Origin of the sequence: Flavobacterium sp. YO64 (genome assembly GCF_004119505.1) — a bacterium.
GTDB lineage: Bacteria > Bacteroidota > Bacteroidia > Flavobacteriales > Flavobacteriaceae > Flavobacterium > Flavobacterium oncorhynchi.
Genome location: NZ_NRQV01000005.1, coordinates 48,909 through 74,991 on the forward strand (window position 1 = coordinate 48,909; position 26,083 = coordinate 74,991).

General features: G+C 34.7%; 16 protein-coding genes. 8 read left to right on the forward strand and 8 right to left on the reverse strand.

Features of this window, described 5'->3' with window-relative positions; translation table 11 throughout:
- Positions 1-9: 9 nt before the first annotated feature.
- From BOW57_RS04940 to BOW57_RS04960, 5 genes are all read left to right on the forward strand, one after another.
- Positions 10-1,473 (forward strand): SusF/SusE family outer membrane protein, encoded by a 1,464-nt coding sequence (locus tag BOW57_RS04940; protein ID WP_129053254.1) that lies wholly within the window; start codon positions 10-12, stop codon positions 1,471-1,473.
- Positions 1,474-1,475: 2 nt separating this feature from the next.
- Positions 1,476-3,236 (forward strand): glycoside hydrolase family 66 protein, encoded by a 1,761-nt coding sequence (locus BOW57_RS04945; RefSeq protein ID WP_129053255.1) that lies wholly within the window; start codon positions 1,476-1,478, stop codon positions 3,234-3,236.
- A gap of 286 nt (positions 3,237-3,522) precedes the next feature.
- Entirely contained in the window at positions 3,523-5,880 is a 2,358-nt protein-coding gene (locus BOW57_RS04950) for a glycoside hydrolase family 31 protein (RefSeq protein ID WP_241687384.1), read from the forward strand.
- A 108-nt stretch (positions 5,881-5,988) separates the two neighbouring features.
- A complete protein-coding gene (locus tag BOW57_RS04955) occupies positions 5,989-8,049 on the forward strand; it encodes a glycoside hydrolase family 97 protein (protein ID WP_129053257.1) in 2,061 nt (686 codons plus the stop codon).
- Positions 8,050-8,284: 235 nt separating this feature from the next.
- On the forward strand, positions 8,285-10,189 hold the full coding sequence (locus tag BOW57_RS04960) for a glycoside hydrolase family 65 protein (protein ID WP_241687392.1): 1,905 nt from the start codon (positions 8,285-8,287) through the stop codon (positions 10,187-10,189).
- A gap of 723 nt (positions 10,190-10,912) precedes the next feature.
- Here BOW57_RS04960 and BOW57_RS04965 read toward each other — a convergent pair.
- Positions 10,913-14,095 carry a M1 family aminopeptidase gene (locus tag BOW57_RS04965; RefSeq protein ID WP_241687385.1) on the reverse strand — a complete coding sequence of 1,061 codons (3,183 nt, stop codon included), beginning with the start codon at positions 14,093-14,095 and terminating at the stop codon, positions 10,913-10,915.
- 189 nt (positions 14,096-14,284) lie between these two features.
- A complete protein-coding gene (locus BOW57_RS04970; protein WP_129053259.1) occupies positions 14,285-15,172 on the reverse strand; it encodes an ABC transporter ATP-binding protein in 888 nt (295 codons plus the stop codon).
- Between the two features lie 204 nt (positions 15,173-15,376).
- Here BOW57_RS04970 and BOW57_RS04975 point away from each other — a divergent pair, with 204 nt between their 5' ends.
- Positions 15,377-16,207 (forward strand): sensor histidine kinase, encoded by an 831-nt coding sequence (locus BOW57_RS04975; RefSeq protein ID WP_129053260.1) that lies wholly within the window; start codon positions 15,377-15,379, stop codon positions 16,205-16,207.
- Positions 16,207-16,911: a LytTR family DNA-binding domain-containing protein gene (locus tag BOW57_RS04980; protein ID WP_129053261.1), complete on the forward strand. Its 705-nt coding sequence runs from the start codon at positions 16,207-16,209 to the stop codon at positions 16,909-16,911. Before BOW57_RS04975 ends, BOW57_RS04980 begins: the two co-directional genes overlap by 1 nt.
- Here BOW57_RS04980 and BOW57_RS04985 read toward each other — a convergent pair.
- Both BOW57_RS04985 and BOW57_RS04990 read right to left on the reverse strand, forming a co-directional pair.
- Entirely contained in the window at positions 16,906-17,610 is a 705-nt protein-coding gene (locus BOW57_RS04985; RefSeq protein WP_129053262.1) for a LytTR family DNA-binding domain-containing protein, read from the reverse strand. The two genes, BOW57_RS04980 and BOW57_RS04985, sit on opposite strands and share 6 nt — an antisense overlap.
- Entirely contained in the window at positions 17,607-18,728 is a 1,122-nt protein-coding gene (locus BOW57_RS04990) for a sensor histidine kinase (protein WP_129053263.1), read from the reverse strand. The genes BOW57_RS04985 and BOW57_RS04990 overlap by 4 nt, the downstream gene beginning before the upstream one ends.
- A gap of 216 nt (positions 18,729-18,944) precedes the next feature.
- On the opposite strand from BOW57_RS04990, the gene BOW57_RS04995 reads away from it, so the two are divergent.
- Positions 18,945-20,198, forward strand: coding sequence for a S41 family peptidase (locus BOW57_RS04995; protein ID WP_129053264.1), 1,254 nt, complete (start codon positions 18,945-18,947; stop codon positions 20,196-20,198).
- Positions 20,199-20,645: 447 nt separating this feature from the next.
- Here the strand turns inward: BOW57_RS04995 and BOW57_RS05000 are convergent, their stop codons facing one another.
- The 4 genes from BOW57_RS05000 to BOW57_RS05015 all read right to left on the reverse strand — a co-directional run bounded on the left by BOW57_RS05000 (position 20,646) and on the right by BOW57_RS05015 (position 25,677).
- A complete protein-coding gene (locus tag BOW57_RS05000; protein WP_073414691.1) occupies positions 20,646-21,842 on the reverse strand; it encodes an alginate export family protein in 1,197 nt (398 codons plus the stop codon).
- Positions 21,843-22,306: 464 nt separating this feature from the next.
- Positions 22,307-23,095 carry a cation transporter gene (locus tag BOW57_RS05005; RefSeq protein ID WP_035691042.1) on the reverse strand — a complete coding sequence of 263 codons (789 nt, stop codon included), beginning with the start codon at positions 23,093-23,095 and terminating at the stop codon, positions 22,307-22,309.
- Positions 23,096-23,099: 4 nt separating this feature from the next.
- Complete coding sequence (locus BOW57_RS05010) at positions 23,100-25,280, reverse strand: TonB-dependent receptor plug domain-containing protein (protein ID WP_008463705.1); 2,181 nt, start codon at positions 25,278-25,280, stop codon at positions 23,100-23,102.
- A 73-nt stretch (positions 25,281-25,353) separates the two neighbouring features.
- Positions 25,354-25,677 carry a DUF6660 family protein gene (locus BOW57_RS05015; protein ID WP_012025079.1) on the reverse strand — a complete coding sequence of 108 codons (324 nt, stop codon included), beginning with the start codon at positions 25,675-25,677 and terminating at the stop codon, positions 25,354-25,356.
- Positions 25,678-26,083: the final 406 nt, after the last annotated feature.

The following is a 26,083-nucleotide window of genomic DNA, read 5'->3' on the forward strand; positions in this document are numbered from 1 at the left end:
TGCACTGCTATGAAAAAAAATAAAAATTATATAGTTTGGACAAGATTCGCGATTGTTTTCTTGTTGTTTTTATCTGCAGCTTTATCAAGCTGCAGCAATGATGATCTTCAGGCTAAAAATTTTAGTGCTGATGTGTTAAAGCTGACGCTGAGCAGCACCGACATGGTTTTGGACCAAAGCATGTTTCAGCAAAAATTCAGTTTTAAGTGGAGTACAGGCGATAACAAGGGAACAGGCGCTTCGATTTCATATAAACTGGAAATTGATAAGAAAGAAAATAATTTCGCTAATGCGGTCGAATATGATTTTGGAAAAAACAGATACGACTTTGATATCAATGTGGCAACATTAAATTCAATACTCCTTACTACTTTCAACGGAGAGGCTGGAAAAGCGATTGCTTTGCAGGCAAGGATTACAGCAACTTTTGGAGATAAGAGCGTGACGCCTCAAACTTCAACAGTAGATTTTAACTTAACACCTTACAAGCCATTATCAAGCGAATTGTATATGGTGGGTGATGCCTCGCCAAATGGATGGGATATTACAAAGGCTTCTGCTTTGACTGCTCAGACATCGAACCCTGTGGTCTTTATTTATTCAGGCCAATTAAGCAAAGGTAAATTTAAATTTGCAGTAAATACGGACTCTTGCTGGTGCCAGGACTTTTATACAAAAGATGCCACTGATTCGGGGAAGATAGTTTATAACAGCGGCGGAAGCGGTTCTGATCTTCAATGGGAAATTACAAAAGCAGGATTGTACAAAATTACAGTCAACTTATTAAAATTGACTATAGTTATTGAAGAACAGGAATCTCCGGCTTTTACACAATTATGGATTGTAGGCGATGCAAGTCCGAGCGGATGGAATGTTGATACGCCGGAAGCCTTTATGGTTACAGACAATCCTTTTATTTTCACGTACGAAGCTACCTTAACGCCAGGAAACTTTAAAATAATGGCCGGTACAAAAGGAAGCTGGTGCGGACAATGGTACAGACCATTGGTGGATAACCAAGGCCTTACCGAAACAGGTGTAGCACAGAATTCCGGTTGTGATGTCGATAATAAATGGCAGGTGACAGCACAGACTGCAGGCAGATACAAAATTACACTTGATATAAGTACGAATGTTATCAAAATTACCCCTGTTGAAGTTTATCTGATCGGCAGTGCCACGCCAAATGGATGGAATATGGGGTCATTGCTTCCGATGACCAAAAGCGGCAGCGTGTATACTTACAGCGGGCCTTTGACAGCAGGTGAATTTAAATTTACAAAATACAATACCAATTGGTGCGATGGTACTGAGATTACAGCAGTTTCAGCAAACCAGGCGATTACCAATACAAATTTTACTAAACGTGACAAATGTGATGGTGACGATAACAAATGGGTGGTAAGCGCAGCGCAGGCCGGCAACCATACCATTACATTAGATCTTTCAACAAATGTCCTTACAATCAACTAAAGATGAGTATTAAAAATAGAATAATAAAGCTGTTTTTTCTTTGCCTCTTTCTAACTTTTGCATCATGCCAGAGTGAGGATGATAATGGAAAGATTGAATATGCAGAAGACGCAGTTACTGCAAAAATTACCCTTAAAACAGATAAAGCCACTTATAAACCAGGTGAAACGGTAAACTTTACGGCGGATAAAGTTTTTAATAGTTCTCTTATCCGTTATACCCATCTTGGAAAAGTTATTAAGGAGGAAGCTTTTAGCGGAACTTCATGGAGCTGGGTGCCGCCTTCTGATGATTTTCAAGGGTACATGGTTGCCATTTACCAAACAAATACTGATGGTACCCAAACTATTTTGGGTACCGTAGGTATTGACGTGTCATCAGATTGGGCTAAATTCCCTCGTTATGGATTTCTCTCAGAGTTTGGCAATATTTCAGAATCGGACAGAGCAGCAGTGATAGATAATCTAAAGGATTATCACATTAACGGGATCCAATTCTATGATTGGCAGTACAGACAGCATCAGCCATTGGCAGGTACAGTCTCAAATCCAATGGCGGTATGGAACGACATAATTAATCGCAGCATATACGGAAGCACAGTTTCTGGTTATATAGCTCAGGCCCACAGCAAAAATATGAAAGCAATGTTTTATAATCTTGCTTACGGAGTTTTGAACGATTATGATCCAAATCTTATCAAACCGCAGCAGTTTGTCTATAAAGATGCTAATCATAATGATAAGGACAAGCATGAGTTGGGATGGCCCTTCATTAGCAACATCTACATTACTGACCCTGCCAATACAGCATGGCAGGGGTATCTGGCGCAGAAAAATGATGATGTGTATAAAGTTTATGATTTTGATGGCTTCCATATTGACCAGCTTGGCGACAGAGGTAATGTTTTCAGATATGATGGCACAAATGCTGATTTGAAAAATGCATTCCCTTCTTTTATTTCAGCCATGAAGTCTGCCAATACCGATAAAAAGCTGGTTATGAACGCAGTCAATCAATATGGGCAGAAAGAGATGGCCGGTAAAGAGCTGGACTTTTTGTACACTGAAGTCTGGTCTCCTAATGAGGGCTTTAAAGATTTAACACAAGTTCTGGCCGACAATGCGGCTTACAGCAATAATACTAAAACTACCGTATTGGCAGCCTATATGAACTATAATAAAGCCAATAATCAGGGAATGTTTAATACTCCGGGAGTACTACTGACGGATGCTGTCATATTTGCTTTTGGAGGATCGCATTTGGAATTAGGCGAGCATATGCTGGGCAAGGAATACTTTCCAAACAAAAACCTAAGCATGAGTGCAGAGCTGAAATCATCATTGCTGGAATATTACGATTTCATGACGGCTTACCAAAACCTTCTTCGTGATGGCGGAACTTTTACAAATCCGACTATTGCTACAGGTGACGGAAAGTTGAATCTAGGAATTTGGCCCCCAACTATGGGCAAAGTTGCTGCAGTAGGAAAACAAGTTGGAAGCAGAGAAGTAATCCATCTTTTGAATTTTACCAATGCTAATTCTTTGAATTGGAGAGATACTGATGGAACGCAAAAAGTTCCGGATGTAATTAAGCAGGCAATGCTTAATTTGAACCATAGTGGCAAAGTTACCAGAATCTGGTACGCTTCACCAGACTATAATGGAGGTGCAGCTGTTGAAATTTCATTTTCTCAAAATGGGGACAAGGTGAATTTTAAAGTGCCGTCACTTCAATATTGGGGAATGATTGTAATTGAATAACCCAAAGGTATAGAGGATTGCCCTATTTCCATGGGGCAATTTCTATAACCCCGCGTTAAGCTTTTCAAGCGGAACACATTTCTGCAAGCGCTGGATATTATTTCAGTGCTTAAACTAATCGATATGTTATATTATGAAAAAATCTATTTTTTACTGCTGTGTAATTTTCTGTATTCTGGTCTCTAAAGCATACACGCAAAAGAAAGAGCAGTATTTGGGGAATTGTACCGCTTATTCAGTAAATGGAAACAAAGTAGTCTTCAACTGTGCAAATAATTCAAAAGTCATGCTTCAGTTATGCAGCGGCGAAGTCGTTAAAATATGGGTGTCCGCTGATGGCAAATTTGTCAGGAATAATGAATCTTTTGCAGTTATAGAAGAAGATCTGGGCTGGAAAGGTACAGTTAATGTAAAGGAGGAGCCATCGACCTATGAAATTTTTACCGAGCAGCTGAGAATACGGGTAAATAAGGCTCCATTCCAATTGCAGATATTTGATAAGTATCAAAAACTTCTTTTCAGCGATTATGCTGAAAAAGGATTTGTTTATGACAATGGCAAAATAAGAACCAATAAAGTCTTGCGAAATGACGAGCAATTTTTTGGATTGGGTGAAAAATCAGGGAACCTGAATCGTCGCGGAAGTGCTTATAAAATGTGGAACAGCGATCAGCCATGTTATGGCGTTAATGAAGACCCGCTTTACAAAAGCATTCCTTTTTTTATGAGCAGCTACCGTTACGGCATTTTCTTTGACAATACCTATAAGACAGAATTTAAGTTCGGAAGCGAGAGCAATGACTATTATTCATTCGAAGCGCCGGCTGGCCAGATGGTCTACTACTTTATGTTTGGTAATGATTACAAACAGATTATACAAAACTATATAGCCTTGACAGGGAAACCGATTATGCCGCCTAAATGGGCACTGGGCTTTTCGCAATGCAGGGGAGATTATACACGTGAGGATCAGACAAGGGAAATTGCTGCAGAATTCCGAAAAAGAAAAATCCCATGTGATATTATCTATCAGGATATTGGCTGGACGGATGGACTGCAGGATTTTGACTGGAGAAAAAACAATTATACCAATCCAAAAGGAATGGTAAAAGATTTAAGCGATATGGGCTTCAAAATGATTGTTTCACAGGATCCTGTCATTTCGCAGGCAAACCAGAAACAGTGGAAAGAGGCTGATACGCTTGGCCATCTGGTAAAAGATATCCGTACAGGCAAATCTTATGATATGCCATGGCCTTGGGGAGGCAATTGCGGGGTTGTAGATTTTACAAAACCTGAAGTTGCAGATTGGTGGGGCAGCTATCAGCAGAAGCCTTTAAATGATGGGGTCCGCGGATTTTGGACAGATATGGGGGAACCGGCATGGAGCAATGAAGATGCTGTTGACAGACTCAGTATGAAACATCATCTTGGAATGCATAACGAGATTCATAATGTATATGGATTTACTTGGGATAAAGTTGTTACAGAGCAGTTTTACAAGCATAATCCAAATAAAAGAATATTTCAAATGACCAGATCCGCCTATGCGGGATTGCAACGTTATACTTTCGGATGGAGCGGCGATTCGGGAAATGGAAGTAATGTATTGGATGGATGGAAACAAATGGCCAATCAGATTCCTGTGGGTCTTTCTGCAGGTATGGGATTAATTCCGTTTTGGACTTGTGATATTTCAGGTTATTGCGGGGATATAAAGGATTATGATGCTATGGCGGAATTATATGTAAGATGGCTGCAGTTTGGTGTTTTTACTCCATTAAGCCGCGCCCATCATGAAGGCGGTAACGCAGTTGAACCATGGAAATTCGGAACGGAGGCAGAAGATATAAGCCGAAAAAGCATAGAGATGAAATATAAGCTTTTCCCATATCTATACACTTATGCCCGCGAAGCTCATGATACTGGACTGCCGATAATGAGAGCCTTGCTGTTGGAATATCCGAATGATAAAGAAACATTTAAACTAAATGGACAGTTTCTTGTTGGAAAAGAACTGCTGGTAGCACCGGTCGTAGAACAAGGTGCTGTTACTAAAGATGTATATCTTCCTGAAGGAGAGTGGATTGATTTTAATAATGGTAAAACCAAGTATAAAGGCGAGCAATGGATTACTGTTGATGCCCCCTTAAATACAATTCCTGTCTTTGTGAAGAAAGGAAGTATAATTCCGCAGTTGCCTGTAATGCAGTATATTGATGAAAAGAAAGTGTATCCGGTTACATTTGAAATATTTCCAGCTAACCTGAATAAAGAGACTTCATTTACATTCTATGAGGACGACGGGGAAAGCCGTGACTACGAAAGAGATATCTTCTGTAAAACCAAGATAAGTGCAAAGGCAACAAATGAAGATATCAAGATTACTGTAGGTGAGCGTGAATCTAAAGGATATAGTCCTGCCGGCCCAAGAAATTTCAATCTAAAAATTCATGTATCCAGCAAACCTAAGGATGTTTTTGCAGGTGGAGAAAAACTTAGAAATGTTAAACCGGATGCGTTGGAGAAAAATATTGAAGCCGATTTTACAAAAATAAATTGGAGCTGGAATGAAGCTGAAAATGTTATCTCCGTAAGAATTCCTGATTCAGGAAAAAATGCAGTAATCACAATTAAAAATTAAATATTATTACACTCACAATGAAACACTTTTTTCTCACCGCTATTTTGTGGTTTAGCATTTTTTTCTGTCAATGCACAGGATTTAAAATCGCCTGACGGCAAATTTTTAATGCACTTTTCTCTGGAGGCAGATGGAACTCCAGTTTATAAACTAACATATAAAGGGAAGGATGTCATTAAAACAAGCAAGTTAGGTTTTAACCTTAAAAATGATAATAAGTCCTTATTAAATGATTTTAAAATAGAAGATACCAAAGCCAGTTCTTTCGATGAAAATTGGAAACCTGTATGGGGAGAAGTTGCATCAATTAGAAACAATTATAACGAATTGGCGGTAAGCCTAAGCCAAAAAGAAACAGATAGAAAAATGATCATTAGATTTCGTCTGTTTGATGATGGACTAGGTTTCCGTTATGAATTTCCCCAGCAAAATAACCTGATTTATTTCACCATTAAAGAAGAACGCACCCAGTTTGCTATGGCGGGGGATCATACCGCTTATTGGATTCCAGGAGATTATGATACACAGGAATACAATTATACTACTTCAAAACTTTCGGAAATAAGAGGTTTGATGGAAAAGGCATATACAAAAGGAAATGCTTCGCAGACCTCATTCTCTCCAACTGGCGTACAGACTTCACTAATGATGAAAAGCCAGGATGGATTGTATATCAACCTGCATGAAGCGGCCCTGATTAATTATTCCTGCATGCATCTTAATCTGGATGATAAAAATTTTGTATTTGAATCATGGCTGACTCCTGATTCGCATGGGGATAAGGGTAAGATGCAGGCACCTTGCAAAACGCCATGGAGAACAATTATTGCAAGTGATGACGCACGTAATATTTTGGCTTCGAAATTGACTTATAACTTGAACGAACCAAGTAAAATTCAAGAAACTTCATGGATCAAGCCAACAAAATATGTGGGTGTATGGTGGGAAATGATTTCAGGAAAAAGCACCTGGTCTTACACTGATGAATTTCCTTCAGTCCAGCTTGGAGTTACAGATTATTCAAAAGCCAAACCTAATGGGAAACATGGCGCAACTACTACCAATGTGAAAAGATACATAGACTTTGCGGCAAAAAATGGATTCGACGCCGTTCTGGTCGAAGGATGGAATGAAGGCTGGGAAGACTGGATCGGCCATGAGAAAGATTACGTTTTTGATTTCGTAACGCCATATCCTGATTTTGACCTGAAAGGGTTAAATGATTATGCGCATTCAAAGAAGATAAAACTCATTATGCATCATGAAACTTCGGGAGCTGTGCGCAATTATGAGCGTCATATGGATGCTGCGTACAAATTGATGAAACAATACGGATACGATGCTGTAAAAAGCGGATATGTAGGCAATATACTGCCGCTTGGTGAGACGCATTACAGCCAATGGACCAATAATCATTACCAATATGCCATCGAAAAAGCAGCAGATTACCAGATTATGGTAAATGCGCACGAAGCGGTGCGTCCAACCGGTATTGCACGCACTTATCCAAATCTTATCGGAAATGAATCTGCGCGCGGAACTGAGTATCAGGCTTTCGGTAATGACAGAAATAATGCAAACCATGTTACAATATTGCCTTTTACAAGATTAATAGGGGGACCGATGGATTATACTCCGGGAATTTTTGAAATGGATGTTACAAATGGTTCACATGTAAATGCGACTATTGCAAACCAATTGGCACTTTATGTGACGATGTACAGTCCATTGCAGATGGCAGCTGATTTTCCTGAAAATTATGAACGTTTTGCAGATGCTTTTCAATTTATTAAAGATGTTGCGGTGGATTGGAATGACAGCAGATATCTTGAAGCTGAACCGGGACAGTATATTACAGTTGCAAGAAAAGCCAAAGGAACTGATAACTGGTTTTTAGGAAATGTGAATGGAGAAACAGGACGTGTATCCACAATCGATCTTGGATTTCTTGAAAAAGGGAAAAAGTATACCGCTACAATTTATGCTGATGCCAAAGATGCAAATTATAAAAATAATACCCAGGCGTACACCATCCGTAAAGTTGTTGTGACAAGTAATTCAAAGATTTCGCAATATTCGGCTCCGGGCGGAGGATATGCAATCAGTTTTTATCCGATAGCTGATTCAGCTAAAAAAAATGATAAAGACCTAAACGGGCTAAAAATTTAATTAATTAGTTTTTTTAAAGATCGTTGCTGTTAAAAGACTGCAGCGATCTTTATGTATTATAACTAAACTCTTGAATATCTAAAACTTAAGAAAGATGAAAAAATACATACTTAATCTTGTTTTCTTTATTTTGATGCTATGCGGCAGCAATTATCTGTACAGCCAGGATCCATGGAAGCTTTCGGCTGACAAGCCGGATTCCAATAATTATTATGGAGAAACGGTGGCTAATGGCATGATCGGAATTGTATCATCACCAGAGCCTTTAAAGGTGAAAGAAGTTGTATTGGCAGGAACTTATGATGTCTATAAGCGCGGCAGAGTCAGCAGTTTCATTCCAAACTACAATCTGCTGAATATGAGACTGGCTTTTAATGGTGAATCCGTGCAGACTTATAATATTAATAATTACAAGCAGGAATTGGATATGCACAATGGAGCTTTCACCGGTTCTTTTCAATTTAAGGATTTTGCTTCTGTAACTTATTCCTACTATGCTTTGCGGCATCTTCCGCATTGCGTGATGATGGTGGTGAATATAAATACGCAAAAAGATGTGGATATCAATGTGGAGAATCTTTTGGAGACTCCTTCCTCACTTAATAATCAGCAGAATTACTTTCAGAATATTACAAATGCCCACGTCAATATACCATTATTGACCTCTGTAGCCTATACGCCGAAAGGAAGATCTAAAATCGCTGTTTCAAATACATTTCTGTTTGATGAAGGCAAAAATGGACAGCCCGAAATTCTGCATAGAATGAATGATGCTGATATGCATGCCATGTCATTTGACAAAAAACTAAAAGCGGGCCAGACTTATTCTTTTACTTTAATAGGCAGTTTGATATCTTCAGATCATATAAATGATCCTTATAATGAAGCTGAAAGGCTGACCATTTATGCAGCCTTGGAAGGAAAGTCAAGGCTTTTAAACAGGCATATTCAGGAATGGAATAGCCTCTGGCAGAGTGATATCCAAATAGAAGGAGATCCGCAGGCTCAGCAGGATGTTAGAAGTATGCTTTATCATCTTTATTCTTTCACAAGAAAAAGCACATCTCTTTCTCCGTCACCGATGGGGCTCAGCGGGCTGGGATATAACGGTCATGTGTTTTGGGATACCGAAATCTGGATGTTTCCTCCCATGCTGCTGCTTCATCCTGAAATAGCAAAAAGCATGATTGAGTATCGTTTTCAGAGGCTGGATGTGGCCCGTAAAAAAGCTGCGCTATATGGATATGACGGAGCAATGTATCCTTGGGAAAGCGCAGATTCAGGATCTGAAGAAACTCCGGTCAATGCTTTAACGGGTGCATTTGAACACCATATTACAGGAGATGTTGCTATAGCTGCCTGGCAGTATTATCTGGTTACGGGGGACAAGGAATGGCTGAAAGAAAAAGGATGGCCGATATTAAAAGCAACTGCAGAATTTTGGGCGAGCAGAGTAGAGAAGAATGATAAAGGTGAGTATGAAATAAAGAACGTCGTTGCAGCAGATGAATGGGCTGAGAATATCGACAATAATGCTTACACGAACGGAACAGCCATCAGGAATCTGCAGTATGCATCTAAATGCGCAGCTGTATTGGGCGTCACAGCTCCAAAAGAATGGAATCTGATTGCCGCTAAAATTCCTATTTCCAAGATGAGCAACGGTGTGACTCGGGAACATGACAGCTATTCAGATCAAAATATCAAGCAGGCCGACGTCAATCTGCTGGCATATCCATTGCAGATTATAACTGACAGAAATCAAATAGAACAGGATTTAAAATTCTATGAAACTAAAATACCGCATTCCGATACACCAGCTATGACGCAGGCCATATTTTCTTTGCTTTATAGCCGTTTAGGTGACAGCAACCAGGCTTATCATTGGTTTAAGGATGCTTATCAGCCAAACCTTAATCCTCCTTTTAGGGTCATTGCAGAATGTAAGGGGGGTACAAATCCTTATTTTGCAACAGGCGCTGGCGGTGTTCTGCAGGCGGTTATGATGGGATTCGCAGGTTTAGATATAGATACAGCAGGCGGCGTTAAACAAGTCAAATCAGTACTGCCTAAAAATTGGAAAAAATTAACAATAATGGGAGTTGGAACAGAAAAGAAGACTTTCATTAAAGCTCAATAAATTTCGTATCTTAATTAATAGAAGATAAAATAGGCGGTTTGGGTAATTCCAATACCGTCTTTTTTTTGTTAATAGTTAAAGTTTTTGTAGTTAAATGGTATTATAGAATATTTTCAAAATTTTATTAAAATAGAGATAATTACTTTGTTGTAGTTCCAAAGAGGGCATTCAGGTAGGTGGCAAGGAAGCTAAAATTATTTTAAAATTACTATATTTAGTATCAAAAAATTACGATAAACCAAAAGAGAAAAAAATCCTATATCCTTAACGGGATTTCGAACCATCGTTCAACTTCGATTAAATCTCTGATAGCGCCACTTTAAGACTGTTTAAGCTCAGCGTCGTGCTGATATAAACAAAGCCAAATGGCGCCAATTGTCTTCAATTGGCGCCATTTGGCTTTGTGACCTCGACTGGACAAATTTCAACATTTTTTTTGGATGATTTGAAGAAATTGGCTTATTATATGTAGTTGTCTGTCTTCCATTGGCTTTATGAATTTGGTTTAGATGTCCTGTTGGGGATTGATGAAAAAATATCTAGTTTTTTTGCAATGAGCTATAAATGTTCTATTCATGTTCTTAACCCTTTATCAATGTGGTTTTTTAATTGTTACAATACTTGCCTGAAAATGTACAGGTAAGTATTGTAATGAGAATAATTCCAGTAGAAATTTTAGCCATTTTATTTAATCTTTTACTATAAAGATTAAATAAATTACATTCATTTATCGTTAAATATAATATTAGTATCGAATTTCGTTTTTTCAAACAAACTATACACTTTATGACGCAAAGAAACGGGGGTGACTTCAATAAAATAAGTCAGCAGTTCTTTTGTTGTTGGGTAATTAGAAGTTTTTGATTTCAATGTTCCGTTAGAATTGTTCCAATCCCGGATAAAACTTTTTAAAGCAAGATTTACCTTTTCTTCGCCAATATAATTTTGAAGAGCTGACATTGCTAAAATTCCTTTTGCATTGAATATATAATCTTGTTTTTCAGCTAATTCTAAAGGAACTTCTTGTTTGTCGTATCTTTTCTTTGCCTGCATATAGACTTCTTGTTCTTTTTGCAAAAGCTGCTCTATTTTTTCTTTGGGATATTTCTTTTTCATGACCATTAAAGCAGAATATTGGGCCAGGGTTTCCAAAATCATATTTTTTCCTTGAACATTTGCCGCCTGCAGCTGCATTCCCCACCATTGGTGTGCTAATTCATGCGCTGTTCTGTAGAGAATAATATCGACATCTGATTGGTCATCAATATTGACCATAAACTCATTGGATTCAGAAAATGGTATTGTTCCGGAGAAAGACTCTGCTTGTTCAATGTAATTAGGAGTTTCTATGATACGCATATTGCTATGTTGATAAGAGCTAAAATTCGTAGAAAAATAATCAAAAGATAATTTGACAGCCTGGGTCATTCTGTCCACATTATAGTAATGTCCTTTTTGATAATAGATTTCTAAATCTACCGGAGTTGCCGAACGATCATTTTTAGGAAACCATCTGCTCTTGGAAACTTCATAATCTGCCGATATTATCGCATACCTATTTACTATTGGTTTATCTGTTTTATAATGAAAATAGGAACGATTACCTACTGTCCATCTCTTTTGTAAAGTGCCAGAAGAAATTGCTTTTTGACTTTTGTCTGTCCCGATAGTAACTTCAAAATTGATTAAATCAGCGCTGCCTCCAGTACTTGAATAAGTTAATTCCGTTTTATCATTTCTTTTGGCCATTCCTTTTGCAGGCGGCAGTTCAAATTCTGCCCTAATTCTAGTATCATCAAGCTCATATTCTTTGCTGTAGCCCAGAGTTGGAAACGCTTTATTTGTAAAGAATGCACCATTTTGAAGGACACTGTTATTAGAATCATTTTCTTTAAAACCTTTAGTCGTATACCTCTGCTTAAATTTCATTTTAACAGCTTCACCTGCTTGTAATGGTTTTTTTAAGGTGTAGATATAAAAGCCGTATTGGTTATATTGTTTATCGACAAAAGCTTCTCGCTCAAAACTTACTTCTTGTAAATTTATTTCTGATCCTATCGGTTTTTGTAAATAGATTTTATAAATAGGTTCTTTTAAGGTATTGGTAAGTATGTAATAACCTTCAAGGGTATAATCTCTGGTTTTTGGATACAGCTCAACTTGCAGCTTAACATCCGTAATTTTAGGCTGTGGCAGATATTCAAACCTTTTGAGCGTTTTTTCATAATCTGCCCTAAATTCTAATTTATCATTGGTACTTTCATATTTGTTCAGGATATTGGTATTGTAGAAAATATAACTTCCTAGTAAAGCAAATACCAGTAATACTGACAATACAAATTGGAGCATGGGTTTTGTTAATCGCTGTATACCAAACTCGATACGTTTTTTAAAACTGGTTTCAGAGCCCCTGACAGAGAGAATCGAAGCAAGGATTAACAAGAGAATGGCAAATACAATCCAATATGCCTTAATCCACAAATAGGATACTAGAAAGTGACCGTAACCATTCATGTCTGAATAGGAATCCAAACCACTCCCGCCAAATTTGTAAAGATCGTGCTCGAAACCAAAAAAATCCGAAACAGTATTTAGGATAACAAAAACCATTACTAAAATAAAGCCTGTGAATTTATTATTTGTTAGCGCCTGAAAGAAAAAAGATATAAAGGTGTACAAAACCAGAAAAGGAAAAAACTCAATAAAAAAGCCATAGAAATAAACATCCAGTTCATAGTGATACCAGCCATTTGCCGTTTGAAAGGTAATTCCAAATATAATTAGTGAGAGTATCAATACGATATAAATCAATAAAAGGCCCAGGAATTTACTCAGCAGGCTTATAATACCTGATACGGATGTTGCGTCATAGATTAAATCCAGCTTAATTTCTCTTTCTTTCCAAATGAGCTCGCCAGAATAGAAGATCAGTATTATTACAAAAAAATATAGCGATAATTCTTTTAATTCTTTTATAACAAGATAGGTTGTAGGATAACTGGCAACATCATATGCAATATTCAGATTAATAGAGTTTATTAAAATGATAATTAATGCACAGATGATAATAGCCCAGAACGATACCTGCTTACAAATGGATATAAAATAAAACCATGTAAGCTGTAATAGCTGAATACATTGTGATTTAAAATTATACTGTATTAATACTAACGGTATTTTGAGATTCTCGTTAGCGGCAGTATTTAAGTCATGGATAGTCTTTATTTTTTTCTCTTTAGGTTTTTTGTTTTTTGCTGTACTAAAATTAAACTTGAAGTACCCTACTATTAAAATAAGCATCCCTAGAAAAACCCAGAATAATTTATTGTAGAGAAGCACACCACTAAAAGGAACAAGCGTTGAATTACGTTCTGCCGCTGTAAACAAGGCATTCATATCAGTGAGCGTTGTCAGGGAAAAAGGATCTAAAAGGGCTTGCAGGAAATCGTTCTTTATAGATTTTGTCAATAGAAAGGGAACAAAAAGAAGTACTCCCTGTGTATAGACTACCATTAAGTTTCTGCTTAAAGCGCCACTAACAAAAAACAATGCCGATGCAAAAAACAGCATGGGCAGCACTACAATTATAAAGGGCTGCAGATAAGCTAAAAAGTTAAAAGGCATTAAATTTTCCGGATAACGCCAAGGCATAAATTCCCCAAGGGTAAATCCTAATAAAAGCCCTGTAAATACAAACAATAATACTGCAAAAGAGCCTAGAAAGCGACCTAATAAATAATCCCGCTTTTGGATTGGATTAACAAATAGTAGAGATTCTATATTGTATTGATAGTCCCGTAATACTGAAACACCCATAATCAAAGAAGTTACCATCATTAAAATTGCGGTAACAGCAGCCATTGCTTTTGCTATAACTATAGGCGCATTTGTTTTTACGGAACCCATATCAATCCCTTGAAAGACAAAGTCCACACCCGCAAGGGAAAAGAAGAATATAAAAATAAAAAAGATATAGGTGTCAGGGCGTTTTATTCTGTATTGGATTTCGAATTTAAAGATGTCGTACCACATGGTTAATCGTTAATTTTAATAGATTAGAATAGAAAATTTTACTTGATTAAGTATTCAGGAGAATTAAAGTTTCTTTTTAGAACTGGCAAGAATCTGCGAAAAGTACACATCTTCTAAGCCAGCATTTACTGAGATAAAACCATTTTCCGGATTGTTTTCACTTATGACATGAATTATAGGTTTTCCAAGAAATAATTTTTCTGCAATTACTTTATATTCTTTCTTATACTCTTCCAATTCATTTTTATGAATTGTTTTTTGATATATTTTTCCTTCAGTCTGGTTTATTAGTTCCAAAGGATTTCCTTTAAGAAGTACTTCTCCCTTATTGATGATGGCCATGTTGGTGCACAATTCCTTTACATCATCCACGATATGTGTTGATAATATTACCACTGTGTTTTCACTAAGCTCGCTTAAGATGTTATAAAACCGGTTTCTTTCAACAGGATCGAGTCCGGCAGTGGGCTCATCAACAATAAGTAATTTTGGGTTATTGAGTAATGCCTGCGCAATGCCAAAGCGCTGTTTCATTCCGCCTGAAAATCCGCTGAGGTTTTGGTTTTTTACCTCATATAAATTAGTCTTATTTAGAAGGGCATTCACTATTTCGCGGCGTTCTTTTTGCTTAGTAATTCCTTTTAACACCGCTAAGTGGTGCAGGAGAACATCAGCAGAAATTTTAGGGTACAAACCAAATTGCTGGGGCAGGTATCCCAATACTTTTCTTAGTTCATGTTTCTGTTTAAGGGCATCTATATCTCCGAGTTTCACGCTGCCGGAGTCTGCCTCTTGTAATGTGGCGATTGTTCTCATTAAAGTTGATTTTCCTGCACCATTGGGGCCCAAAAGACCAAACATGCCTACCGGAATATCCAGCGTTATGTTTTGTAGTGCGTTTACACCATTAGAATAGGTTTTGGAGAGATTGGAAATACTAAGACTGTTCATTTGTTCGAGTTTAAATTTTAAACAAACATATTTTCTTAGCTGATATCAATAAAGTAAATGTGATGAACCAGTCTATTTTGTGATACAAATATACAGGGTGCTCATAAAGTGTTTTCATCACCTATTTCTGGCCGTTGAAAGGGCTGTATGGATTGTTTGTCAACTTATTTTATCAATAATTTTTATTAATTTACATTTGTGATTATGATTTTAACAACTAACAATAACAAGAGGAATATCATCGGGGCAATTGCTTTAGTTTTAGCAGCAGTCCCAATAGTGGTAATATTTTTTATAGTAATTACCTCGAATAAGGATTCTGTAGTACTTTTTGAAAACTATAGTCCAAAAGTCAGCATTCCGATTATCAGTTTTTATTTCCTGCTTTATCTGGCATTATTTTGCTTTGGTATTTATTGGCTGGTAAAACAAATTTTGTTTATTATTAAATTAAAAAACGAAAACGGGAAAATGGAACTGCTGCATCTGCAGAATCAGGTAAATCCCCATTTCTTTTTTAATATGCTCAATAATTTGTACGGCTGGGTGGCAAAGGATCAAAAAAAAGCACAGGAGTTAATTTTGAAACTTTCTGATATGATGCGTTATAGTATTTATGAAGGCCAGAAAGATTTTGTTACCATAGGAGAGGAAATAGCCTATTTAAAAAACTACATCGACTTGCATACTTTACGTTATCACAAAAAGATAAACGTAAATTTTGAAACTACTGTGGAGGATGATCAGCTTAAAATAATTCCTTTACTTTATATAATGCTTTTGGAGAATGCATTTAAACACGGTGTCGAAAATTTAAGAGAAAATGCATTTGTTACTATTAAACTTACTTCAAATAATAATACTATATCTTTTAAAGTAGAGAATAACTATGATACGGATTTAGTAAGTCAGTCATCTGGTATCGGTATTAAGAATTTGAAAAGAAGATTAGAATTGGCTTATCCAAAAAAGCATGAGTTTTTAGTTTCAAAAAATAATACTACATACAAAGCACTTTTAATTTTAAAATTATAATGATCAGGTATTTAATTATAGATGATGAGCATATAGCGCATACTATTATTGAGGAGTATTGTAATATGCTTCCCAATATGCAGTTAAAAAAGAATTGTTATGATGCCTTAGAGGCTCTGGATTATTTAAGAGATCATACGGTAGATTTAATTTTCTTAGATCTAAATATGCCCAAATTAAAAGGATTTGATTTTTTAAAAACACTGGCATCTCCTCCCAAAATTATTGTTACGACAGCTTACCAGGAGTACGCAATTGAAGGTTATGAACTAAATATTATTGACTACCTCTTAAAACCATTTGGTTTTGAACGTTTTTTAAAAGCGATAAACAAAATTTCCAGTTTGACTTCTAAAGTAAGTATTAATCCTGTGGAGGATGAATATTCAAGAAGCCTTTTTTTACGTGCAGATAAAAAACACATACAGATTTTTATTGGTATGATCTTATATGTCGAAGCATCAGGAAACTACGTTAAAGTAATTACCAAAAATGACAATGCAATACTTGTTAGAGAAAAACTCTCTGATTTGATGGAATTACTGCCTAAAAATGATTTTATGCAGGTACATAAATCCTTTGCTGTTGCCATTAAACATATTAAAAGCGTGGAAGGAAACAGGATCAAAATCAGTGATTTTACAATTCCTATTGGGAAACTGTATAAGATGAATGTAAATGATTTATTAAATTCAAAATTATAAAAGTATCATAATGTTTTCTTTATAAGTTTGTCCAATAGGCACTTTGTATTTATCAATTAATATCCTGTTACCTTCGATCTGTTTAATTTTATCTTTTGCAACAATAAAAGATTTATGGGTTCTTATAAAATTAGATTTTGGAAGAAGCTGTTCAAAATCTGAAATTTTCTGATGACTTATAATCATGTCATTTTTTAGATATACTTTACAGTAATGTCCATAAGCTTCTATAAACAGTAAATCGTCAAAATGAATTTGATGGTACTTTTTATCACCCCTTAAAAAGAAGCTATTTGTTTTTGGTTCTGCTTCGTTTGTTGGCAATGCTGTTATACTTTTTTTATTTTGAGCAGTATCAATTGTTTTGTTAATTGCTTTTATGAAACGCTCAAAACCAAATGGTTTCAGTAGATAATCAGAGACATTAAGTTCATAACTCTCTAAAGCAAATTCTTTGTAGGCTGTGGTTACAATAATTTTGGGTGGATTGGGTAGTGTTTTTAAAAAATCGAAACCTGATAGTTTGGGCATGTTAATGTCCAAAAACAGTAAATCTACAGTGTCTTCATTCAAAAATTGTAAGGCTTCAAAGGCATTATAACAGCTTCCTTTCTTTTCCAAATGCATCAAATTTTCGCAATAGTTTTCAATAATACGATGTGCAATAGGTTCATCATCTATAATTAAATAGTGTATCATGTCATTTCTATTTTTAGTTGTAATTTATAAATAGAATCTGTAATGTCAATTTTCATTTGGTGTTTATTAGGATATAATAGTTTCAAACGCTGTTTTAAATTGTTTAATCCAATACCGGGAGTTTGAGATTCCCGCGTTTCAAAGTTATTCTCAATGTCAAAACAGATTAGGTCATTATCAGTTTTTATATTAATGTGAATATAAGCATCTTCCGTTAAACGCTCTACTCCATGCTTAAAAGCATTTTCTAAGGGAATAATAAATAGTAATGGCGCAATTTTATATTCAGCTTGCCCCTCATGATTAAAAGAAATATCGACCCTTTTTTGATATCGTATTTTATGTAAATCAATGTAATTCTTTAAATATTCTATTTCATCCTTTAGTGGTATGCTATCTTCTTTTCCCATATAAATGGTATAGCGCATTATGTCAGATAATTTTAAAACAACATTTGGAGCATCATCAGATTTCTCAATTATTAGACCATATAGATTATTTAAAGTATTGAAAAAAAAGTGTGGATTGATCTGGCTTTTCAATAAGGATAACTCTGCTTTGGCTTTTTTTGATTCTATTGTTTTGAGCCATTTCCATTGCTGATAAAACCATATAAAAAGTAACATAAAAAAGGGAAGCGTCAGGATAATTTTAATCTCTTTTTCCTGCTGAAAATAATTATTTACATCTTCAGTATAAACCCTTATATAATAGAAATAGCCTAAGGCCAGAACATAAAAACCGATTAGAATCAAGCCATGCTTCTTAAAATAGGAGGGTGCTATAATGGAGAAAAAAGATAATCCAACACCAACTAATCCTACAAATGTTATTGGATTATCAATTATTTTCGAATTCATATCGTTTACAATGATTGCCAAAAAAATGACAATCAAGACAAGTAACTTTAAACTAGTGGCTTTATGCTGTTTTAAAAATGAAAAATAATGGATAGGCAGTGAGATCAGTAGCCAGCTAAAAATGAAACTCAATGTGTTGGACAATAGTGCGGTATTATCTATGTAAATAAAATGAAAATGTAGCAAAACAGCCGCTATTATCCTTTGGATCACCAATCCATAGATAAAAGCTTTGTATTTTTTAAGAAATTCAGTCATGAGTCAAAATTAACAAAAATTGACTTTTTTACTCTACAATGTGCATCAATTCACTTAAATGAAACATAAACACTACTATTTTCGACTTCAACTAGATTTGATTATACAAATTAATTGTATGTGCTAACTATTTAAAGGTTCATGAAAGAAGTTTTAAATCATTTTAGTTTACAGATAGGTTTGCTGTAAATTATAAATATTTAAAAATAAAACATTATGAAAAACTATTTTAAAATGATCCTTCTGACACTATTTTTAATTGTACAAAACGCAATGGCACAAGATAGTAAACGGCTATTGGATACAAAAGAGAAAAAGGCCATTGTATCGGCAATAAAAACTCATATTGAAAAATCTTATATCGATTTAGATTTGTCAAAAAGAATGACAATTGAACTGGATAAAAATTTAAAATCTAATAAATATAAAGAAATTAAAAGTCCTGTTGAGTTCTCTAAAATACTAACCGAAGATTTACAACATATTAGCAAAGATTTACATCTAAAAGTTCGATTTGAACCGGAGCATATTGCCAGGGAAAAGAATGTTATTTCTCAGGAAGCGCAATTAGAAATGGAGAAAAGAATGGCTTTGCAAATGGCCGAAATTAATTACGGATTTAAAGAGGTAAAAATATTGGACGGAAATATTGGCTATTTAAACTTAAACCAATTTGCAGATATAAAATATGCAGAACAAACCGTTACGGCTACAATGAACTTCTTAAGCAATACTAATGCAATCATTATCGATCTGCGTGCTAATGGCGGAGGTGTTCCAAGTATGATGCAGTTATTATCGAGTTACCTCTTTGATGAAAAACCTGTTTTATTAAGTGATTTTTATGAACGGGAAACCAATCAAAAAACACAACTATATTCGTTTGAAAATGTAAACGGAAAGCGAAGTACAAACAAGCCGCTTTATATTTTAACCAGTAAGCACACTTTTTCAGCGGCAGAAGCATTTACTTACACATTAAAACATTTGGACAGGGCAACAGTAGTAGGAGAAATCACTAAAGGTGGCGCTAATAGAACAAAAAGAATTAATTTAAATACTGAATTCACAATATCAGTACCTTATTTACAACCGATTAATCCGGTTACAAAAACAAACTGGGAAGCAAAAGGTATTCAGCCCGACATAAAAACGAATGAAAAAGAAGCCTTTGTTTATGCCTATATAGACGCCATTAAAAAAACAATCAAAAAAAATAAGAGTAACGTATTAAACAAAATTGGTTACGCGTTTTTACAAGATAAACAGGGTGATAACGCACTGATTGTATTTCAGGAGAATGTAAAATTATTTCCAAATGATTCCAATTCGTGGGATAGTTTAGGTGAAGCGTATTTTGCAAATCAGGATAAAGAGAACGCATTAAAATCGTATAAAAAAGCTTTAGAATTAGACTCAGGTTCAGAATCGGCAAAAGCAATGATTCAGAAATTAGAAAGTATGAATTGATAAGAGACCTACAAATGAAACCAAGACAACTTATTAATCAAAAATTATAAAAAAAGACGCCAATTGTCTTCAATTGGCGCCTTTTGGCTTGTTGTGACCCTTACTGAACAATTTACAAACCATTTTATGAACGATTTAAAGAAATTGGCTTATTTTCAAGTGAATTTGTAAGATAATTTTTTGATTTTTTGTTTTGAAGCGGTTTGCATGTATCGTTAGGGTATGTATTGAAAAACGTTAAATAACTTTATGCTTTTATCTTTTAGCTGTAATAATTATTTGTTGGGTAGATACTTGCATATCCAGATAAAATATAGTGATTAAAAATAAAATATTTATTTAAGAAAATGAATATCAAAATTTGTTGATGATATAATTCAACCTTTCAGATAAAACAAACTTTAGATTTTTTAATTGTGTAAGATTTAATACAGGATATTATTTTATTTAATTTTTATAATGCTTTAAATTGATCGCGTTAAAAGAATATGAAATCATTAAGTAGCTCCAAATAGCAAGTTTATTTTCATCTTGTATTTTTGGCAGATATTGCATTGCGTTTGTTGATTTATAAAAAGAAAAGGCATAATTAATTTCCAGTTCTTTGACAGGTAAGTACTTCAAAGAAAAATCATTTTCATATCCAAGAAACTTTGTCATTTTTTGACCCAAATTATTTAAAAGCGGGTATCGAGTATAAAAAAGGTGAAAATCAGAACGAAGAGATAGTTTACTATTTAAGGGAATTACGGTAAATAGATAAGGATTTACTAAACCTTTTCCGTTAACGTCGGAGGGAAAACGGGTAAAGACATTCATATTTCCATTGAACTTCCATGTCACGCCATATAAGACATCAAAATCTCCCGAACTATTATCTGATAGATTAGGACTGCTGCCACTAATTATTTCTGCACCTAAACGCCAAGTAGATTTCAATAGAGATAATTTAACTTCAGGTTGAAAATAGTAAGCAAATAATTTTTGACCTTTTGAATTACGTCCAAACTGCCAATATGAATTTAAAGTATAATACCATTGTTTCGTTTTAAATTCTATTCTTCCGCCTGCTGTTGCACGAGTATACAATTTCCCTGAACTTGAGTTTTCTAAAAAATCAACAGCATTCAATGAATTAAATGAAAATCCATGATTGTTATTGTAATTGAGACTATTTACCAACAGGTATTTATACCTATTTGATGCAACAGGAGAGTAGGCTGACTCAAATTCAGTGCTGTAGTTTCTGGTAAACAAAAAGAAAAAATCATTAGAGAAATATTTTGAGTATTTCATTATCCGTATTCCTTCATGGGCTCTCCCTTGCTGTGCCCAAGGAGCATCAGAAAATAATCTGCCATTATCTAATAAAACACTTTGCCTTCCCAATCGTACATTTAGAGATTTAATCTTAGTCTCAAAATACAATTGATAAAAATTAATGCTTCCAACTTTGGAAGCTTTGCTGTTTTCATCCCAAAGATGAATTTCCTGTAAATCGGATTTAATAAGCCATTTTTCTCTAGCATACTGCATAGAAATTCTGTTTCTCTGGGTAATAATAAAATAAGGATCAATTGAATCGTTGGGAGGAAGAAAATAATTTGAAGTATATTCGACTCTTGGTCTGATTTCAATATTCATTAGAAACTGTTGGGATAAGCTATTTTTTTGCTGTGCGTATAATTGAAATACACATAAATTAATAAAAAGTAATAAGATTTTTTTACTCGCAAGTATTTTGACTATCATACTTCTAATATCCTATAGAATTAGTGTATAAAAGTAATAATAGTATTCATATTTACAATATTATAATTACGTTTGATAATCCGCATTTATAATTTGTTCTGTTAAATCAGTAATGCGATTAGAGCCGGCACTTCTACCAAAGAATCTATGACAAATGCAAAAGCCTGAACGATGATTATTACCAATACTCCATGCATGCAGCAATGTTAAGCTGGAAAATACTGCCCGTCGCTGTTAAAGAAGATCAAAATCTGTCTCACAATTTGTGTGAAACAGATTTTTTTTGGTTTCTCTATTGGTGCAGCGATAAAAAAAATAATTTTGAAGAACATTCTATACTTTTAAATTACCAAATATCATAACTGTAATATTTTTAATGCTCCTCTAGCGACTATGAAAAACACACAAACACCAATAATAAGATCGGGTACCATTGAATTAGTAAAGTATACTAATATACCAGCAATTATGACTCCCATATTAATTACAATATCATTCGAAGTAAAAATCATACTAGCTTCCATATGTGCCTCTTTACTTTTAGATTTTTGAAGCAGGTAAAGGCATAACGAATTACCTACAAGTGCAAATAATGAAACTATTATCATAGTTCCGTATGCAGGAATATGGTCTGAGTCTACAAATCTTCTTAAAACTTCAATAAGTCCCAAAACTGCAAGACCAATCTGAAAATAACCACTTATTTTTGCTACACTTCCTTTTCTTGAAGCTGTGCTCCCGACAGCAAACAGAGCTAAACCATATACAATGCTATCGGCGAACATATCCAAACTGTCGGCAACCAATCCCATCGAATTGGATATAAAACCTGTAATTATCTCTATTAGAAAGAATGAAAAGTTTACAATGAGAACCTGCCATAATAACTTACTTTGCTGTGAGTCACTGTTTGTCTCTACATGTTCTGATGTATGTTCTGATGCCAGCAGAGTGCTGTCCAGATTAAGAGTATCAATTGCATTTGTTATAAGAGTGTCGTCGTCCGTATGATAGATCTTTAATCTTCTGTTTGCAATGTCAAAATCAAGCTGTTTGATTTGTTCTAAACCAGCGAGCTTCATTCGTATTAATTGTTCCTCACTGGGACAATCCATTTTTCTTATATTATATATACTTTTTTTCATAAGACTATATTTTAATCTTAATACCTGCATTTACAACAAATCCGTCTAACGGTGCATAAATATCTTTGAAAACAGGATTTGAAATTGGTCCTGTGTAGATACTTCCAAATTTTGTCTGTCTGGTATCAGTAAAATTTTCAAAATTGGCAAAAATTGAAAAATTTTCCCAAAGCTTTTCTACCATGAAGCCGAAAATCCAATATTCCCTTCCAGTTGTACCATCACTTAACTTTTGAGGACTGTAATAATAAGCTTCTAAACCAGCTTTCCATTTATCTTCGACTTCATACATCAAAACATTATTTAATCTGTGTTTAGCAGTTAAAGGATTTTGAGATTTTATGCCATTGTTGTCTATCGAAGCATCAGTAAAAGTGTACCCAACAAATAGTTTAAAATCTTTATAGCCTAATTTCACATTTGTTTCTGTTCCTTTTGTATCTAAATATCCATTAATATTTACAAATTGGTAAAGGTCATTAGGAAGCGAAGTTAAAATCAGTGGATTATCAACATTTGTATAAAAGAATAATTGATTCAATGATAATGAAATATCTTCGGTAATTTTAGTTTTATAATTCACATCAAAGTTAAGTCCGTAACTTTTTTCAAGTTTATTGAAATCACTATTAATAGGGAGTACATTTTGATATTGAATACGCTCGCTTTCTTCGGTAAAAATAGTTGGTGTTTTGTAGCCTAAACCGCCACCAAGTCGTGAAGTAAGTTTGGAATTAATTTTAAATAAAGCTGAGATTCTAGGTAATAATGAGAATCCGTAATCAACAACATAATCACCTCGAAGACCAGTCTCGATATCCAGCCATTCTTTAGCTTTGACGGTATTCTGAACAAAAGCACCATAAGTGATCTGATTATAGTTTCTTAATGGAAAAGCTGTCTGGCTGTTTTCAGTAAACTTGTCAGTATATAAATTTCCACCAGCAACCCATTCTGCAATTTCTCCATTTTTAGAATAGCTGATTTCTGAGAAAGTACTGTTCTGCAGGCCATCAAAAATATAGTCAGGAATAGTTATAATGCGGCTGAAATTATTAAAACTGTTTTTAATGGTAATAGATTCCTGATCATTAAATTTATGAGTAAGGGTGAACTGAGTGCTTATTCTCTGCGTTTTATTTTTTTCGAAATAACTGTCAGGGTATTTATTTTCGTCTTTTATATAGTCAATATTCCCGCCGATACGATTTTCAAAAACTGTATTAATGCCAAAATTTAGTTTAGTGTTTTCATTAAAATTGACAAAAAGTTTTGGATTAAAATTAAAGCGTTCGAATTTTGGAATCGCAGTAAGCTGTATATCAGCAGGGTCATAAGGAGCGTTTCGGTCATGAGATGCAAAAACAGTCAATCCAATTTTATCAAACTGCTGGGAATAAAAACCATTAATATTCAAACCAAGAGCGGAAGTCCCATTAATTAGAAATCGCAATTCTCTTTCTTCGGTAGGGGTTTTAGATACAAGATTAACCAAACCTGCAATTGCACCACCTCCGTAAAGGGTAGAGGCAGAACCTTTAATTATCTCAACCTGTTTTAAATCTAACGGAGGAGTCTGCAGCAATCCCAGTCCGCTTGATGCACCTGAGTATACAGGAAAACCATCTTTTAAGATTTGTGTATATCGTCCGTCTAGTCCCTGAATTCTGATTGAAGAATTTCCAGAAGTAGCTGAAGTCTGCTGGGTCTGGATTCCGGTACTTTCATTAAGCATCATACGGATATCCCCCGGTTTCATATTTGCTTTTTCTTCAAGTTCTTCTCCTGCTATAAACTCAACTCTGGTTGGAATATTGCTGATTGTTCTTGTACCTCTTGTAGAAGTTACCACTATTTCTTTCATTTCTTCGGCTTCTTCTTCCATTTCACTTTGCAATGCAATTTCTATAAAATTGACAGCTGCAGGCACTTTAAAAAGTGTTTTATTGGGAGCATAACCCTCTATTGAGATCGATAATGTGTAGTCTCCATTTTTAAGGTTTTCGATAATGATGTTACCATTATTATCTGATGACAAAACTTCATTGGTTTCTTCAATTTTAGCTGAAGCACCTTTTACAGGTTCATTGGTTGATGTATTTTTTATATGGAATGTGATTTTATTCTGTGCCTGTACAGTGCCAATAGATGCTATTGCCACAATCAATAAAATATATTTAAACATTTGTGATTTCTTAATGTTAATAAAGGTGATAAGCCCGCTTAATTGAAGTTAAGCAGGTAAAAGCGGTATTTTATTAAGAAATTTTAGGAGGCTGCCAGATTTTGCAGATGAAAGAAGAATCGACAAATTTATAGTATGATAGTGTCTGTGAAGCTTCTTCAATTGTGAATTCTAATTTTTCGGTAATAATTGAAGAATTAAAGTTTATTGTAAAACCAATACAGGTTCCACAGGAATAAAATGGCGAACATTTTCCATTGCATTCATCACCGCAGTCATGAGACTCACCCTTGCAGTTTTTTTCCACTCTACACTCAGAGTGTTTAGCAAACGCAGAGCAAGGTACTGTCGAAAGAAACAGTACAATGAACGATAATATTGTTACCCATATTTTCACGCGTCAAAATTATAAATATTTTACTTAGTAATTTCATGTAATTGTTTTTCTTTCGGCTAAGTTTTCTGTTTTTTTGTTAATATAAATATAAAATTATTGTGCTAGTCTTATATAACAAGGATTAAAGTGGTTTGTATTCTGTCAAGTCACCTTTTAAAATATTCAAACCATATATATTTATAGGTAAAAGTCTGGTTAAATACAATTTAAAAGCATAAAAAAAACGCTAATTCCTCGGAATTAACGTTTTTTTAAGAAGTGACGTTTAGTTCACAATTTACAAATCATTTTATGAACGATTTAAAGAAATTAGCTTATTTTCAAGTGAATTTGTAAGATAATTATTTTAAAAGTTTGTTGATAAGCGGTTTGTATGTATCGTAAGGGTTAAATGTTAAAAATCGTT